Here is a 14971-nt window from a genome sequence, read left to right on the forward strand (position 1 = left end):
CGGTCTGGACAAGACAGCTTCGTGATGCCGGAACAACCGGCAAATCTACAACTATTAAAACAATATCACTCAGAGGAGAGGTACCATGATAGGCGGCGTTGTCGCAGTGTTGATCGCATACTGGTTTTATCGGAGCGCGGAAGATCGCGGTCTTCCGACTTTTCAATGGGCTTTCGCGGGACTATTGGCGTTTTACGTACCCAATTTCGCTTGGAGCTTGTTGGTCGCAAAGCCGTGGATTGCTTCACTCCACGTACAGCAAGCAAGCTTCTCGACCGGGCTGATCAATTTTTCATCGGTTGCCCTCGGTCTCGTGTGCGCCGTGCTGGTTCGGCATTTTTTCTTGCCCAAGGCAGCTAAGGCGCAGTAGCAGAAGACAAAAACGCCCCGCCGGCGTGCGCAGGCGGGGCGTTGATGCGGGAAAAACCCGGATTTTAGAGATTGGCCGCGTTCTTGCTCAGGTAATCGGCCACGCCTTCGGGGTTGGCGTTCATGCCGGTCTTGCCTTTGTTCCAGCCGGCCGGGCAAACTTCGCCGTGCTCTTCGCAGAACTGGAGTGCGTCGACCATGCGGACGAGTTCGTCCATGTTACGGCCCAGCGGCAAATCGTTGACGACCTGGTGACGGACGATGCCGCTCCGGTCGATCAGGAAACTACCGCGATAGGCCACGGCCGCGCCTTCCACTTCTACATCGTAAGCCTTGGCGATGGCGTGGCTGACGTCCGCCACCATGGTGTACCGCACCTGGCCGATGCCGCCTTTTTCAACCGGCGTGTTACGCCAGGCGTTGTGGGTGAACTGGGAATCGATGGAAACCGCGATGACTTCTACGCCGCGCTTTTTGAATTCGTCGATACGGTGATCGAGGGCGATCAATTCGGTCGGGCAGACGAAGGTGAAATCCAGCGGATAAAAAACAATGGCGGCGTACTTGCCTTTGGTTTCCTTCGAGAACCAGTAGTTGTCGACGATCTTGCCATCGCCAAGAACAGCGGCCGCTTGAAAATCGGGGGCGGGTTTACCGACTAATACGCTCATCAATCGTCTCCTTTAATTGTGAATTGTGTCAGGTTTAGATGTACTGGCCATAAGCCACGGAAACCGATCCGGTGGCTTCAAAAGCTTCGGTCATCCTTAAAATGACGGCCGAAAGATCAAAATCAAGAGCCATCGATTCTACACAAAAATAGTCAGAAATTCTTCCCGCAATCCACGCGGGATGACGAACGGAAAAGCCTGCCGCGCTTAGATTGTTGCCCGTCGTTTTGCCGGCGACACAGTATTTTTCCGCCGGCAACAATGGCAGGAATACCGCTTGCTCGTGAATTATTAACCCGGCCTATAAATATAGGCCGGGTTAATCCGGGGCAGGGATGCCCCGGCGCGGCGACAAGCCGCGTGAGCCCAGGCCGGGCGTGTACCGGCCTGGGCGGCGGCCCGAAATACCAGGAGGGTATTTAGGGGCCTGATTAATAAAAGAACAGCCCTGATTCGGGTGAGGAAGCCGAAGCGTAGCGGCGGCGCGGCATGCGGCCGGCGAGAAACGCCTCGCGGCCCGCTTCCACGGCCTTTTTCATGGCTTGTGCCATCAGTACGGGGTTTTTCGCCTCCGCAATGGCGGTATTCATCAATACGCCGTGGCAGCCGAGTTCCATGGCGACGGCGGCGTCGGACGCCGTGCCCACGCCGGCGTCCACCAGAATGGGAACCTTGGCGTTTTCGATGATGGTCAGAATGTTGTAGGGGTTGCGTATACCCAATCCGGAGCCGATCGGCGCAGCGAGCGGCATGACGGCGACACAACCGAGCTCTTCGAGTCGTTTGGCCACCACCGGATCATCGCTGGTATAAACCATGACTTCGAATCCTTCCTTGATCAGAATTTCGGCAGCCGCCAAAGTGCCGGTAACGTCCGGATACAGCGTTTTGGGATCGCCCAGCACTTCCAGCTTGACCAGCTTGTGGCCGCCCAAGAGCTCTCGGGCGAGCCGGCAGGTACGCACTGCGTCTTCCACGGTATAACACCCGGCCGTATTGGGCAGCAGGGTGTAACGATCCGGCGGAACCGCATCGAGCAGATTGGGCTGACCGGGGTCTTGCCCGATGTTGCTGCGGCGTATGGCGATCGTGACGATCTCGGCCCCGGAAGCCTCCACGCAACGGCGGGTTTCGTCCAGATCCTTGTATTTCCCGGTCCCGACCAGGAGCCTCGAATGATAAGTGCGGCCGGCGATGACCAAGGGATCGGCTTGTCCGCCGCCAATGGCATGTACGATTTCTATTTTATCGTCCATAGCGAGTCGATGATCTTCATAGTGCCCGTGAGGCACGATTTCTCGGTTGAGTTCTACGGCGATGCGTTTGCCGCCCAGATTCAATTCGGCGATAAGGTCCGCGAGCGTCGCTCCATCAGCTACGGTACGCAGTTCGCCATTGACGAAAATACGCATGATTCAGGTGCTCGATCGGATAAGCTCTGCGGCGGTTTCTTGGCGGCCATGTCGGCGCCGGCGAGCCACGCCTTTCGCCAAGCGTTGCAGCAGAGAGTTGCTGTCGTCCCAGCCGAGGCAGGGATCCGTAATGCTGAGGCCGTATTCCAGCGGCTTGCGCGGCTCGAGTTTCTGATTGCCGGCTTTCAAATGGCTTTCGATCATGACGCCGAAGATGCGGTAATCGCCGGCTTCGAGTTGCATCGCCACATCCGTTCCTACGCTCAATTGGCGGTGATAATCCTTCATGCAGTTGGCGTGACTGAAATCGATCATGATGTTGGGTGGCAGGCCCGCCTTTTCCAGAGCCTGAGCCGTGGCCTCCACGCTCTCGGCATCGTAGTTCGGCTGCTTTCCACCGCGGAGAATTATGTGACTGTCTTCGTTGCCCGTGGTCGAAAAAATGGCTGAATGGCCCGCCTTGGTCAAGGACAGAAAATGATGCGGACGTCTGGCCGCGCTGATGGCGTCTATGGCTACTTTGATACCGCCGTCGGTGGCATTCTTGAAGCCGACGGGGCAGGAAAGGCCGGAAGCCAGTTCACGGTGCACCTGGCTTTCCGTGGTGCGGGCGCCGATCGCCCCCCAGGCGATAAGGTCCGACACGTATTGCGGCGTGATCAGATCGAGATATTCGGTGGCAGACGGCATGCCAATCTGGTTCAGATTGAGCAGCAGTTGCCGGGCTAATCTCAGCCCTTTGTTGATATTGAAGCTCTCGTCCAGACATGGATCGTTGATCAACCCTTTCCAGCCTATCGTGGTCCTGGGCTTCTCGAAGTAAACCCGCATGACGATCACCAGATCGTCGACCAGCTCCCGCTTCGCTTCCAGCAAGCGTCTGGCGTACTCCAGAGCGGCTTCGGGATCGTGAATGGAGCACGGACCTATGACGACGAGCAGGCGGTCGTCCTGGCCGGCCAGAATACGGTGGATTTCCCGGCGCGCTTGTAAAGTCGTCAGCGCGGCCTCTTGGGTGATGGGAAATTCTTCGTGAACCTGTACGGGCGGAATGACCTCCTTAACTTCGCAAATGCGCAAATCGTCCGTGTTGTATTCGTTATGCATTACCGCCATGATCTCCGAGAGCTGTTTCATAGCCTTGTCTTACCGCAGGAATCGCCTCGTTTGCCCAAATAGAAGCGCGTTATAAAAGGTTAAGTATTGTACTCTCCCGAGGAGGGTGGTTCTACCCGATGCAGTGTTTTCCAAAGAAACGGTCCCGAGCGATATCCCGGTTCGGCTTAGGCCGACAAGAACACCGATACCCTACCCGTGAGAAGAACGTTGCCGTTCGATTCGACGGCAAAAGCGTACAGCAAACCGGTTTCATTTCCGTGAAGTTTTTCCGCTCGAATTACGAGCGTGGATTCGATTCTGTTCAAGTACCCGACGGCGAGTTCGAGCTCGCGAACGGCCGCCAGATAGCCCGGTTTCACCGGAGTATCTTGTTTTCCGGCCAACAGGCTCCCATGTATCGCGGCCGCTTGAGCGGCATATTCGATGCCGCATACGGCGCTTAAGCCCTCTTGACGGCGTAGCGGATTATCCGACCGCCGGTGGCTGGTGGCCGACGCGACAATGCGGGTTTCATCCCAGTCGAGTATGTCATCGAGCAGGCACATGGTCCCCGCATGAGGGAGCAGGCCAATGAGCTCCGATCGGTCTAGGCGCATGGCTTAAGCCCGACCCGCGCTTGGCCATAACTCAGTTCGGCAGGCTCGGAACGCGCCAGAGCCGCCAAAAGCGGCAGGCTTCGAGCCGCGGGATTGCCGGCGCGCAAGGCCTCGAGCCCCGCATCGTCCATGTGGCCTATGTCGCCCGCATTGGCGGTATCGAGGCCGATCGTCAACTCGCCGAGGCTGTGCTCGGATCTTTCCGAAGCAAGCAGTAGGGAGACCGCAAACGGTGCCAGCAACGGACGAGCCCGGAGAATCGGATCAAGCGGCGGGAAATCATAGGCGACGAGTAGAACCTTCGTGTCTTCGACGAATGCCTGGCCGGCGGTTTCCAGCAGTCCCATGGCGAAGGAGTCGTCGAAGCAGGACAGGCTGGTGGACGCCTGCCGCGAACCGGTCGCGATGCTCCAGTATCCGGATGCCGCGTTGTGGACCGAGTTGTGGAATTGGGTCGGCGAGATCTGCCGCTCGACGGTGGCCAATTCCTCGAAAATCCGATGAATGATTTCGACTTCGCCGCCCGAGGACGTGAATACCGTCGCGATATCTCCCGCGTTTACGTCCGGCGGTAGCGCTTGTTCCGCCACGTCGATCGCGAGCCGGGTAACGGCGGTGCTTCTTCGTCGCTCCGCCGCAGGAAGTCGGCTCGCGAGGAGCCGCGGCAGCTCGCCGCCAGCATAGGCTTGCCGTCCGGCCAAAATCTCGCGGCTCTCCTTCCAGGAGGAAAGCCCGGGACCGATCATGCCGACGCCTTCGACGAATACGCGGATCATGAGCGTTTTCCCAGAACCAGGCTGGCGTTGTTTCCGCCGAAACCGAAGGCGTTGCAGAGGACGGTCCGGACCGGCCGCCGCAGTTCCTCGGTGGCGATCCAGGACGCGATCTCCGGATCGACCCGCTCGGTGTTCAGGCTGCGCGGCACGAAATTTTCGCGAATGCTCAGGCAACCGACGATAACATTCACGATTCCCGCCGCTCCCAGGGTATGGCCGGTCCAGCCCTTGATCGAGCTGCACGGTACCGCTGCGCCGAAGATGCCGGACACGGCTTTGTCCTCGGCCGCATCGTTGGCTTTGGTGGCGGTGCCGTGCAGATTGATGTAATCGATAGCGCCCGGATCGATCCCGGCCCGCTGCATGGCCTTGTTCATGGCCTCCGCCGCACCCAGGCCATCGGGATGGGGCGAAGACATGTGGTAGGCGTCGGTGCTTTCGCCGTAGCCGAGCAGCGCGATATCGCCGGTGCCGCGTTCCGGTTTTTCCAGCAGGGCGAAACCGGCCGCTTCTCCGATGGAAATGTCGTTGCGGTCTGCATCGGCTGGACGGCACGGGGTGGACGATACCAGTTCGAGCGCGGTGAAGCCGTATAGGGTGGTAAAGCAGAGACTGTCGACGCCTCCGACGACTGCCGCATCGCACAGCCCCGTCTGAATCAGGCGCGCGGCGCTGGCGAAAACCTTGCTGCTGGACGAACAAGCCGTGGAGACGACGGATGCGGGGCCCTGCAGATCGAGATAGCGCCGGGTGAAATCGCCCACGGAAAACGTATTCTGGGTCTGCCGATAACGAAAGTCGGGCGGCAGCGCCCCGGTTTCGGGATTGCGCCTCCGATAAGCGGATTCCGTTTCCAGGATGCCGGATGTACTGGTGCCGAGGATCACCGCGATTCTTTCCGGCCCATAGCGCCGCCGGGCGCTTTCCACGGCTTGAACGAAGCCGTCCTGCTCGAGACCGATCCGGGCCAGGCGGTTGTTGCGGCAATCATAATCGCTTAAGCGTCCGCTTACGGGTTCGTTTTCGATTCCGTCGATCCGGCCGATGTAAGTGTCCAGTTCGGTACCCGGAAAGTCGCAGTGGCGAAGACCGCTGCGCTGTTCCCGAAGCGCCGCCGAAGTCGCATTCAGCCCCCTTCCCAGACAGTTGGTCAGGGTGAATGCGGAAATAATCAAAGGCTGCATCAAGTGGGTGTGGAGAAAGATAGCGTGAGATGGCGATGTGAAGAATTCAAGTATTATGCCGAAGACGGATTCCGTCTGGCCAGCATCGCTGCGAAAAGAACCGCGAGAGCCGCGCCCATGGCCACGGTGCTGCCGATGGCGTTGAGAATGTTGACGCTCGATGTTGCCAGAATGCCGAAAGCCATTACTGCGCTGAAGCTGCAAATCAGAAGCGACAGGAGGGTCCGGTTGCGCTCCTCCGGGGTTCGGCTGGGTTTGTTGAAGAACAATGCCTGGTCCATGCCGAGCCCCATTACCAGGAGCAGCGAAACCAGGTGATAAAGCGACAGGCCTCCGTACAGCCTCATCAATACCGCTGCGGTGACGAAAGCCGCAGCGGCCATGGGCGTCACAACCCGCAGCATGCCGCCCGGCGAGCGGAGTCCGAAAGTCAGCAGGATCACGATGGCTGCCACGCTCGCGCCGAGCAAGTGAACGGCTTCGCGCCGGTAATCCCGAAGCAGCCGGCTCGATGCCTCGCGAAGATCCAGATAGATGAGGTTCTTGTCCGCCGCGAGCGCCGCCTGCAACTGCGCGGCATCGGCCACGCCGACGAGCGGAACCAGGCCGACCCAGAGTTCGCCATGCCGGAAAAGGAGCGATTCGATCTTGAGCCGGAACGAGGTTCCGGCAAAGCTCGTTTCATCGAGCAGCGGCGTATGTTTCGCATGCGATACGTCGGCGATGAAGGGTTCGAAGGCATTGGGCTTGAAAGACGTTTTCCGGAGCGCTTCATCCAGGTTGCGCCGCAGGATTTCCGTCTCGGGCAAGGCCGACTGCCGATGGCTTTGCGTTTCATGGCTGGGCAGGTAAAGCGCCGCCATGTCGAATCCGGCCATCGTTCCGTTGTCGGCCAGGGGCTGTAGGATTCTTTTCAGATCCTCGCTCCGCCTCAGAACGGTTTCGGCACCGGCGCCGGTTACGACGATCAACTGGCGAAGATCCGGTGCGCCCAGATCGCGGCGCAGGGCTTCGTCCAGCGCTTTGCGGGACTCGGGTACCGGGCTCAGGGCATCGATATCGTCGTTCCAGAGCGACGCGCCGGAGCCGGTTATCCATGCAATCGCGGCGAAGATCAGCAAAGGCGGAACGAAGCGGAACCGGCTTAGCCTTCTGAGAAACTCATCGGCATGCAACCCTCTGACGATCCGGTCGGGTAGGGCGATATGCTGGGGCATGAGCGCCGGCATGATCCAGCGGCAGGTCAGCCCGGCGGCCAGGAGTCCCGTCGCCGCGAAAACGCCCAATTGTGAAAGGCCTTCGAAGCCCGAAAACAGCATCGCGGCAAAGCCCGCCACGTTGGTGAGTATGCCAAGGCGTAGCGTCGGCCAGATCAGGCTTACCGTCTGGCGGCTGGTCTCTCCACGGCGCACATGGGTGAACAGATGGTTGGGATAATCGGCGGCGACGCCGAGCAAGGTCGCGCCGAATCCCAGGGTGATGCCGTGTATCCCGCCGGACCAGAGGCTCACCGCGCAGGTCCCTGCCAAGGCGCCCGTCGCCAGCGGCACCAGGCCGAGCAGGATGACCCGCAGCGACCGGTACACCGCCGCCAACAGCAGCGTGATCGCCAACGTATTGAGCAGGGACAGCCTAACGGCATCCTGCGTGATGGTGGCGTTGGCTTCCACCGAAAACGCGCCAGGGCCGCTCAGGAGCAGCTCGACCGAGCGGTTTCCCTTGACCGCCGCGAAGCTCTCCCGAATCGCAGCCACGGCTTCGGCCTGGGCATCCAGATCGAAAGCAGGCTCTTTCGTCTCCGCCACGAGCAGCGCCCGACGGCCGTCCGGCGAGAACCAGACGCCCTGTCGGAGCGAAGGCCCCGCGGATTTCATCCAAGGCCGCAAGGTTTCGAGGAATTCGCCGGTCGGATCGCGGGGCAGGAATTCCTTTTCCAATAAACCGGCCGGCGAGGCCAGTTCCGCCAGGCGCGCTTCCAAGGCTTGCCGGAGCCCTTCCGCGCCGAACCGCTGTTCGCTGACCTTAGGGCTCAAGAGATAGCGATTTTCGAACAGAAATTCCCGGTCTGCCGCGGAAAGCCCTTGAGTCCCGTTGTCGATCCGCACGAACGCGCGGTTCTCCCGCAACCGTTCCGCCAGGCGTCGACTGACCTCGGCCAGATCGGATTCCTTGTCTCCCTCCAGCGCCATGAGCAGCAGGCGGGACGCGACTCCGTGACGCAACTGCTCGACCAGGATCTGCTCCGCGATTCCCGCCTTTTTCGGGAGAAAATGCGTGAGGTCGGTGGAAATTGGTGTGCGGAACAGCGCGATCCATGCGCCTGCCGCCATGAGGACCAGCCACACGAAGACCGGCAGGCGCTCCCTCACGGCCGATGCTCGATGGTCATGACGGAGGTGTCGCCCCCGGTTTCCTCGATTTCGACTCGATCGATGCGGTCGCCGCTGCCTCGAATCCGGATGAACCGAACCAGCTTGGCCATATCCGGTTCGGTGGGCACCAGGGCCAGCAGCCAATTACGTTTCGATCCGCCGAAGCTGACTTTGTAAAAGCGGTTCAGGGTCGCGAGATCGCCCGCCAGCGGCGCCCTGATGCTTTCCACGAAAGCCCAGATGGCGGGTTGGGAAGCCAGCGAAAGGGTCTGTTTGACGCCTTTTGCGGGATTCTCGATGGTCAGGGAGTCGCCATCCACCGTATAGCGCTCCTCGAAGGGGGAAAGCACCCGTTTTTCGAGGAACGACGGCGCGCGGTAGATCAACGTGCCGCTCAGGCGCATGGGTTCCTTGAGGAGCGCCATGGTCTTGATTTCGGTATAGCGTTTCTCGCCGCTCTCGATGCGGGACAGTGCGCTCATCAGCGCATCGATGTCCCAGCGCTCGGCCGCGCCAGCCAGGGTTACCGCCAAAATGAAGCTGAGCGGAATGACGAGCCAACGCGAGATATACGGTATGCGTCGCGCCAGGCAGCACGCCCGGCCCGTTCTTGTCCCAAAAGTCATAGGATGCCTATTGTTCTGATTCTTCGAGTAGGTTTCGGCGATATATCGAACGCCGGAAGGGTATCTGAATAATCAATGATCGCGATGGGTGATGCGAGGTTGCCTACATGATAGTAAGGCGTCCCCCGGCAGGGAATAGCGGCGCGCTTTATCCGCTCCCATCTGGACGTTTCTCAAGGTCTAGCCCGGATTTCTCACGTCTCTTCATCGCGATGGCGCCGAGGCGCCGGTGTGGCGCGCCGCACGGATTGAGCGACGGGGAAGGCGTAGCCGATACTACGTCGAGCCGCCGTGCCAGAGCTGTAGGATGTGCCGACGAAGGAAGGGTTGCGACTAAAGCAACCGTTTGCGATTGGAAGGGCAGCTCTGGTGCTCCCAGAGAAGCCGTTTGCGATTGGAGGCGCATCGCTCGCGAACGATGCGGTTCGTTCCTCACCGCATCCTACGGCCTCTGTTTGCAATTGGGACGGCGTCCGCAGTAGGAAGGGCATCTCTGGCGCTCCCAGAGAAGCCGTTTGCGATTGGAAGGGCGGCTTCGGTGCTCCCGGAGACGCCGTTTGCGATTGGAAGGGCGGTTTCGCTGCTGAATTACGCCATAAGAGCTTGGATGTAGATAACGGCGTGATCAGCGACGTGGATCGCCGCCACATGAATTGCAATTTCATCCTGTGAAGCGGTTTTTCAGGGCTGGGTGTGAAGGTTCTTATAAGTGCCTGTTTTTACGTTAAAACCGAATCGAATAAGCTTGGCACATAAGCTGCTACCTGCTATAGGCCTGTCCGTCAGGCTTGTCCTAGAACTGATAACCTTTTATTCCAGAGGAGATGTTTCATGTACGAGGACAGACCCCCACTCGATCCCCATCCGTTGAGCCCCTACGTGGCTTGGGCGGGGCATCGCAACCGTGATTCCATCTTGGAAATGCTGAAAACGCTGCTCCCGAAAAACGAGGCCCACGTGCTCGAATTTGCCTCGGGGAGCGGCATGCACCTGCATTACTTCGCGCCGCATTTCGAGCATCTGCAATTCCATCCCACGGACATGAACGAGGAGGTGTTTCCGAACATCGAGAAGCTGACGGCGGAGAGCGGCCTCGGCAATATCCGGAAACCGCGCCGGCTGGATCTCACCCAGCCGGACACATGGCCTGATCCGGACGAGGAGGAGTTCCACGCCATTTACTGCATCAACATTTTTCAGGTTGCACCGGTCTCCATCGCCGACGGCATGATGCAGTGCGCTTCCGAGGTATTGGCGGACGACGGCCTTCTGTTCATCTATGGCCCCTTCAAGATCGACGGGCGATTCACCACACCATCGAACGAAGAATTCGATCGGACCCTGCGTTCGGCCGGCGTGCCGGAATGGGGCTTGAAGGATACGGCCGACCTGAACCGGGCTGCCGCCAAACACGGTATGAAGCTGGACAAAGCCATGGACATGCCCGCCAACAACTTCGCCCTCATCTACCGCCGGGGCTAATAGGCGGCTTGTCTTTTACAACAACAATCCTTAGGAGGAAATCATATGAGCCAGATCCTGACCGAAGTTCTAAACGCCAACCAAGGCTATGCTGCCAGTTTCAACAAGGGCCATCTTCCCTTGCCGCCGGGGCGGCATTTCGCGATCCTGACCTGTATGGACGCGCGCCTCGATCCTGCCAAGTACGCCGGTCTTACCGAGGGCGACGCCCACGTGATCCGCAATGCCGGCGGACGGGCCAGCGACGATGCCATCCGCTCTCTGGTGATTTCGTACAAGCTGCTCGGCACCCGCGAATGGTTCGTGATTCACCATACCGATTGCGGTATGGAACTGTTCACCAATGAGATCATGGGCGATCTTCTGAGCAATAGCCTCGAAACCGCGACCATCGACGCCAGCGGTTGGCACGATGTGGGTAAGGGGCCGGGGTGTACCGACGGCAAATACATCAACTGGCTGACCATCAAGAATCAGGAACAGAGCGTTGCCGAGGACGTGAGACGCATCCGTAATCACACCCTGGTGCCGAAGAACATTCCGATCTACGGTTTCATCTACGACGTAAGATCGGGCAAGCTGATCGAAGTACCGGAGGCGATGAAAGCCGGTCGCGTCGGCTGAATTTCGGTTCCGACGAGTCGAAGCGGATAAGCCCCAAGTGGAGTCGGTCGGAGTATCCATCCATCGACCGACTTCCCGCCCAAGATTCGGTCGGTACGATTGGTATGAACAATTTCGAGAGGCAATACCATGCAACGAAATCCAAGCTGTTCGTATATCGCCCTCATGCTGGGCATATTGATTTTCGGTGCCGGGATCGGTTCGGCCTGCGCCGAGGAAGCGCCGACGATGGCGCCGCGGCAACTGTTGTTGAAAAAGGCGGTACCGCTATCCGCCGATACCGTCGAAACACGAGTCGTTCGGGTTCAGTTCCCGTCCGGCTACAAGACGCCCCTGCATACCCACGAAGGTCCCGGTCCGCGCTACGTACTCAAGGGGAGGTTAAAGGTGGAGGACTCCGGCGAGACGCACGTCTACGGTCCGGGCGATGTTTTCTGGGAAACGGGGGCCGCCATGACCGTCGAGAATATTGGGGGAGGCGACGCCGAGATCGTGATTTTCGAACTCGCGCCGGTGAAGTGAGATTAAGGCCATGAATCGCCGTGTCGATTCCGGAGGATGACCCGTTCGGTTCATCCGGCAGATGCCGACTTGCCTGTTGTCGGTGACTATTTTTCGTTCGGAACCAGCCGTTGTTTGGCACGTGGCGGACGGTCGGAATCTACCGGCCTGCCGCATCCATCGTGCTCCCTGCTGCTATACCGGTTTCAGGTCATCCGGCCGCGCATCCGGCTGTCCCATCGCCGCCATTAGAGCATTTTCATACCTACTGTACGGGCACTCGCGAGTAGGTCGGGAATCCTTCCCAATCGCAAACGGCGTCTTCGGGAAGGGCGTGGCCGGCGCTCCCGGCCAGGCCGTTTGCGATTGGAGCGCCGAAGCCGCCCTTCCCGACACCACGTCCCGGCCGAGCGTCTTCGTCGGAAGGGTCGCGACTAAAGCGACCGTTTGCGATTGGGAAAGGATTGCCGAGCTACGAATGCTTGAATCAATTCACCCGAGCCGAAGGCGCCAACGACTTTCGCCAAGCCGGTTTTGCCGTACGAGCGAGATGAAAACGCTCTATCATCCTTTGAAACCTCGCGGCGTGTGATCGGCTTGACCCCTTTAATTCGTCCGCCCTTGCGCTTCTTCCTCGCATAACGCCTTCCATCGTTTCAGGGTCATCTTCTTCCCGAACCTCAGATTCTCATCTTGCAGGCTTACGTTCGCCGGATCGCGTGCAACATCGATGAATTCTCGAGGGGCGCTGGTTGGCGCCCCTTTCGAGACGAGGTAATTCAGAATGTCGGGCCTTTCCGCATAGATAGCCATGTCGCTCGGAAAAACCCTGAGCTCGGGGTCTTTTCTATCAACCGGGTAACCCGCTTCGACGAGAATTTCGACGGCCTCTCTGCTTTTGACGGCGATGGCCAATAGAAGCAGGTCGTCCTTGGACTCGAGACTTGCGTTTCTCTCGATCAGTTCCTTCAAAACGAATGGGTTTTGGTAGCGAACGGCATAATAGATGACCGAGTGGCCTCTCCAATCCCTGGCATTGATGTCGAACTTTTTTTGCATCATGCGGCGAGCGATCTCATCGTGACCGCCTTCCAATGCGGCCATTATCAGGGTGTTTTTATAGCTGTCATATTCATGGTAATCGAGGTTCAGCTCTTCATTATTCAGGAGATTTTTCGCTTGCGCGTAATCTCTTTTCTTCATTGCCTGAATGAATTCTCGTTCGAGGTTGCCCGGTTTCCAGGTGTCCGGAATCAGTCCGGGAAGATACTCTTTCGATGCCATGACGGCAGCAAAACCAAAGATGCCGATAAAAGCCCATTTGACGTGTTTGAACCAAACGGGAGCGTGTTCAAAAATAGGGTCGACATCGTTTTCTGTCGCCGCGGACAGCATTGGCCAGCATAGAAGAGTCAATCCGAAGAAGATCGAACCGAGAACAAAATAAATGGCGGCGGCGGTATAGCGTACGTAAAAGGTATCGACATACACGCCGCCTTTTCCATCGGCCACGACGCTGATAGGGACCTGGTCTCCAGGCTCATACCATTCGATGGGAACGATATTGGGATCGGTGTAAGTTTTGCCCTTGTACTCGACCTTGGGCTGCGGAAACCAGACGCCCGTCGTGTAACCGGTGCCTGTTGTTTTTCGGACTCTGGATATCTCTTGGTGGTAGCCAAGCAGTTTGGCGGTGGTTTTCTCGAGAGAGGATGAGAGAACCGTTACCCGCAGTGATTCGTAGGTTTCATGGCAGGCGAGCCCGATCAGGCCGATGCCCGTTACGATGAACAAGCCGGCGACAAACCTAAATAGTCCCATAGCTTATCGTTTCTTTCGATGGTTTATTGTTGCGATCATATATTGCGTCGGCATAAAGAGCGATCTTCGACAATTCAGTCCGTAGGACGCACCGACATTCGGGAAGCGCCCTTCGACTCGGCTCAGGACAGGCGTCGTCGCCGGTTTGGCAATGCTGAAAGCGGCCAAGGTTCGGTTGATTGTCCGCCGCAAATTCTAGTCTAAGACATAGTGGCGGCGCACAATTCCACTGTTCGGATTGGTATCTCTCGCGCGGCGGGAAACACCTCGAGCCAGTTACCTCCCTGTTGCCATCCGGGGATTTCGTTGAGCAAGTTGCGAATAATGAGGAAAACGTCCCTTGTCATTTGCCAGGCTTATCCACCATGTTGTTTCGGGTCTCATTCCTTGAACGCGTATTGATCCGGTTTAGCGGAAAGATTTCGACCTTATCCGCCAGGGTAAAAATCTCCGCTTTCCTTGTTTTGGTCGCGTTCGCCTTGGTCGGTGTTTATGCCACCGTCACATTCATGGTCGAGCGATGGTATTACGGCGCGTTCCCTGAAGCGCAAGTTACTGCCAGCTATCGGAGAGACATCAAGATATCGAAACATCTCTTCGCTCTTGAGCTCGCAAGAACAATCAATACCAAACACCCAAACAGAAAATACTCGACCGTTGCGGCCGCCCGCCTCGATATCGAAAGCGCTGTTTACAAGGTAGAGCCAGACCATTACAGAAGCATCGATAATTTTATCGCGGATGTGAAAAAGGAGGTTTCTTCCGGGATTAATCTCAATAATCCCGACAAAAAGGACGTCCAGCGTTTAGCCGATGTCATCAAACATATCCTGTATCTTCGCCTGATAAATCACACGGCTCCGCAATACCTGTTGTCTCAAGGACTGGATGAAAAATCGCTGGATTGCGATACGCTGGTAACGCTCTATCTCGCGGTCGGTGAAGCGCTCAATCTTCCGTTTCGAGCGGTCGTCCTAAAGACGAACGATGCGGCGCGCGGGAACATCGAGCACGTCATGCTCGTTTGGAGAACGGGGAAAGGACGCTGGTACATCGAAGTGACCAATACCGAGCTTGCTGTGCCGTTGAATGAAGACGAATTTCGCGCTTACCGGGAGAAAGAAGGATTTACGACCTTTTCGGAACTCAACTCTTCCGATTTTTTAGAGGACGTGAAATGGACGGAAATCGCGAAGTATTACTACAACACGATTATTTATCGCCCCTGACTCCGCCCTGCTGGTCGGACAAGACCGGTTCGCCTCATCTTCCCTCATTTCGGGAAAACCGCCGAGAGCTTCCTCAACCGCCCGAGGTCGTCACCGGCGCCGTACAAATCGGCATTCGCATGACCCCGAGGGTCAGCATCGGCGACAACTTCCGGAGAAAGCGAAGCTTCTACTTTGCCGGTTCGTCTC

At 58.1% G+C, this 14971-nt stretch carries 15 protein-coding genes; 5 read left to right on the plus strand and 10 right to left on the minus strand.

Annotation, left to right across the window (positions count from 1 at the left end; all coding sequences use genetic code 11):
- Nucleotides 1-85: 85 nt before the first annotated feature.
- Nucleotides 86-370, plus strand: coding sequence for a hypothetical protein (locus ACWJJK_RS04245; RefSeq protein ID WP_434130980.1), 285 nt, complete (start codon nt 86-88; stop codon nt 368-370).
- Between the two features lie 64 nt (nt 371-434).
- Here ACWJJK_RS04245 and ACWJJK_RS04250 read toward each other — a convergent pair whose 3' ends face one another.
- From ACWJJK_RS04250 to ACWJJK_RS04290, 9 genes are all read right to left on the minus strand, one after another.
- Nucleotides 435-1040 (minus strand): peroxiredoxin, encoded by a 606-nt coding sequence (locus ACWJJK_RS04250; protein WP_077731627.1) that lies wholly within the window; start codon nt 1038-1040, stop codon nt 435-437.
- Between the two features lie 34 nt (nt 1041-1074).
- On the minus strand, nt 1075-1302 hold the full coding sequence (locus ACWJJK_RS04255) for a hypothetical protein (RefSeq protein ID WP_077731628.1): 228 nt from the start codon (nt 1300-1302) through the stop codon (nt 1075-1077).
- A 169-nt stretch (nt 1303-1471) separates the two neighbouring features.
- Entirely contained in the window at nt 1472-2452 is a 981-nt protein-coding gene (gene thiS / locus ACWJJK_RS04260; RefSeq protein ID WP_077731629.1) for a sulfur carrier protein ThiS, read from the minus strand.
- Nucleotides 2453-2455: 3 nt separating this feature from the next.
- A complete protein-coding gene (gene aroG, locus ACWJJK_RS04265) occupies nt 2456-3559 on the minus strand; it encodes a 3-deoxy-7-phosphoheptulonate synthase AroG (RefSeq protein WP_077731687.1) in 1104 nt (367 codons plus the stop codon).
- Nucleotides 3560-3735: 176 nt separating this feature from the next.
- Nucleotides 3736-4167, minus strand: coding sequence for a hydroxymyristoyl-ACP dehydratase (locus ACWJJK_RS04270; protein WP_454128680.1), 432 nt, complete (start codon nt 4165-4167; stop codon nt 3736-3738).
- Nucleotides 4158-4943: a beta-ketoacyl synthase chain length factor gene (locus tag ACWJJK_RS04275; RefSeq protein ID WP_086134484.1), complete on the minus strand. Its 786-nt coding sequence runs from the start codon at nt 4941-4943 to the stop codon at nt 4158-4160. The genes ACWJJK_RS04270 and ACWJJK_RS04275 overlap by 10 nt, the downstream gene beginning before the upstream one ends.
- Entirely contained in the window at nt 4940-6127 is a 1188-nt protein-coding gene (locus ACWJJK_RS04280; RefSeq protein WP_454128681.1) for a beta-ketoacyl-[acyl-carrier-protein] synthase family protein, read from the minus strand. The genes ACWJJK_RS04275 and ACWJJK_RS04280 overlap by 4 nt, the downstream gene beginning before the upstream one ends.
- 53 nt (nt 6128-6180) lie before the next feature.
- Nucleotides 6181-8496, minus strand: a complete 2316-nt coding sequence (locus tag ACWJJK_RS04285; protein WP_077731633.1) for an MMPL family transporter — start codon at nt 8494-8496, stop codon at nt 6181-6183.
- Nucleotides 8493-9125: a LolA-related protein gene (locus ACWJJK_RS04290; RefSeq protein ID WP_086134486.1), complete on the minus strand. Its 633-nt coding sequence runs from the start codon at nt 9123-9125 to the stop codon at nt 8493-8495. Before ACWJJK_RS04290 ends, ACWJJK_RS04285 begins: the two co-directional genes overlap by 4 nt.
- Before the next feature lie 831 nt (nt 9126-9956).
- Between ACWJJK_RS04290 and ACWJJK_RS04295 the strand changes: the two genes are divergently transcribed.
- The 3 genes from ACWJJK_RS04295 (at nt 9957) to ACWJJK_RS04305 (ending at nt 11753) form a co-directional block, all read left to right on the plus strand.
- Nucleotides 9957-10607 (plus strand): DUF938 domain-containing protein, encoded by a 651-nt coding sequence (locus ACWJJK_RS04295; RefSeq protein WP_086134487.1) that lies wholly within the window; start codon nt 9957-9959, stop codon nt 10605-10607.
- Nucleotides 10608-10652: 45 nt separating this feature from the next.
- Complete coding sequence (locus ACWJJK_RS04300) at nt 10653-11231, plus strand: beta-class carbonic anhydrase (protein WP_077731637.1); 579 nt, start codon at nt 10653-10655, stop codon at nt 11229-11231.
- Between the two features lie 165 nt (nt 11232-11396).
- Nucleotides 11397-11753 carry a cupin domain-containing protein gene (locus ACWJJK_RS04305; RefSeq protein WP_156880774.1) on the plus strand — a complete coding sequence of 119 codons (357 nt, stop codon included), beginning with the start codon at nt 11397-11399 and terminating at the stop codon, nt 11751-11753.
- Between the two features lie 585 nt (nt 11754-12338).
- On the opposite strand, the gene ACWJJK_RS04310 is transcribed toward ACWJJK_RS04305, so the two are convergent.
- Nucleotides 12339-13553, minus strand: coding sequence for an ankyrin repeat domain-containing protein (locus tag ACWJJK_RS04310; protein ID WP_077731640.1), 1215 nt, complete (start codon nt 13551-13553; stop codon nt 12339-12341).
- A gap of 179 nt (nt 13554-13732) precedes the next feature.
- Between ACWJJK_RS04310 and ACWJJK_RS04315 the strand changes: the two genes are divergently transcribed.
- Nucleotides 13733-14782 carry a hypothetical protein gene (locus tag ACWJJK_RS04315; RefSeq protein WP_454128682.1) on the plus strand — a complete coding sequence of 350 codons (1050 nt, stop codon included), beginning with the start codon at nt 13733-13735 and terminating at the stop codon, nt 14780-14782.
- Nucleotides 14783-14971: the final 189 nt, after the last annotated feature.

This window comes from Methylocaldum gracile, assembly GCF_053646815.1.

Excerpts from the sequence above, each read along its gene's own strand:
- ACWJJK_RS04245 (WP_434130980.1), top strand. The coding sequence starts at position 86 with ATGATAGGCGGCGTTGTCGCAGTGTTGATCGCATACTGGTTTTATCGG.
- ACWJJK_RS04305 (WP_156880774.1), top strand. The coding sequence starts at position 11,397 with ATGCTGGGCATATTGATTTTCGGTGCCGGGATCGGTTCGGCCTGCGCC.
- ACWJJK_RS04290 (WP_086134486.1), bottom strand. The coding sequence starts at position 9,125 with ATGACTTTTGGGACAAGAACGGGCCGGGCGTGCTGCCTGGCGCGACGC.
- aroG (WP_077731687.1), bottom strand. The coding sequence starts at position 3,559 with ATGCATAACGAATACAACACGGACGATTTGCGCATTTGCGAAGTTAAG.
- ACWJJK_RS04270 (WP_454128680.1), bottom strand. The coding sequence starts at position 4,167 with ATGCGCCTAGACCGATCGGAGCTCATTGGCCTGCTCCCTCATGCGGGG.
- ACWJJK_RS04275 (WP_086134484.1), bottom strand. The coding sequence starts at position 4,943 with ATGATCCGCGTATTCGTCGAAGGCGTCGGCATGATCGGTCCCGGGCTT.
- ACWJJK_RS04280 (WP_454128681.1), bottom strand. The coding sequence starts at position 6,127 with ATGCAGCCTTTGATTATTTCCGCATTCACCCTGACCAACTGTCTGGGA.
- ACWJJK_RS04310 (WP_077731640.1), bottom strand. The coding sequence starts at position 13,553 with ATGGGACTATTTAGGTTTGTCGCCGGCTTGTTCATCGTAACGGGCATC.
- ACWJJK_RS04295 (WP_086134487.1), top strand. The coding sequence starts at position 9,957 with ATGTACGAGGACAGACCCCCACTCGATCCCCATCCGTTGAGCCCCTAC.
- ACWJJK_RS04250 (WP_077731627.1), bottom strand. The coding sequence starts at position 1,040 with ATGAGCGTATTAGTCGGTAAACCCGCCCCCGATTTTCAAGCGGCCGCT.
- thiS (WP_077731629.1), bottom strand. The coding sequence starts at position 2,452 with ATGCGTATTTTCGTCAATGGCGAACTGCGTACCGTAGCTGATGGAGCG.
- ACWJJK_RS04300 (WP_077731637.1), top strand. The coding sequence starts at position 10,653 with ATGAGCCAGATCCTGACCGAAGTTCTAAACGCCAACCAAGGCTATGCT.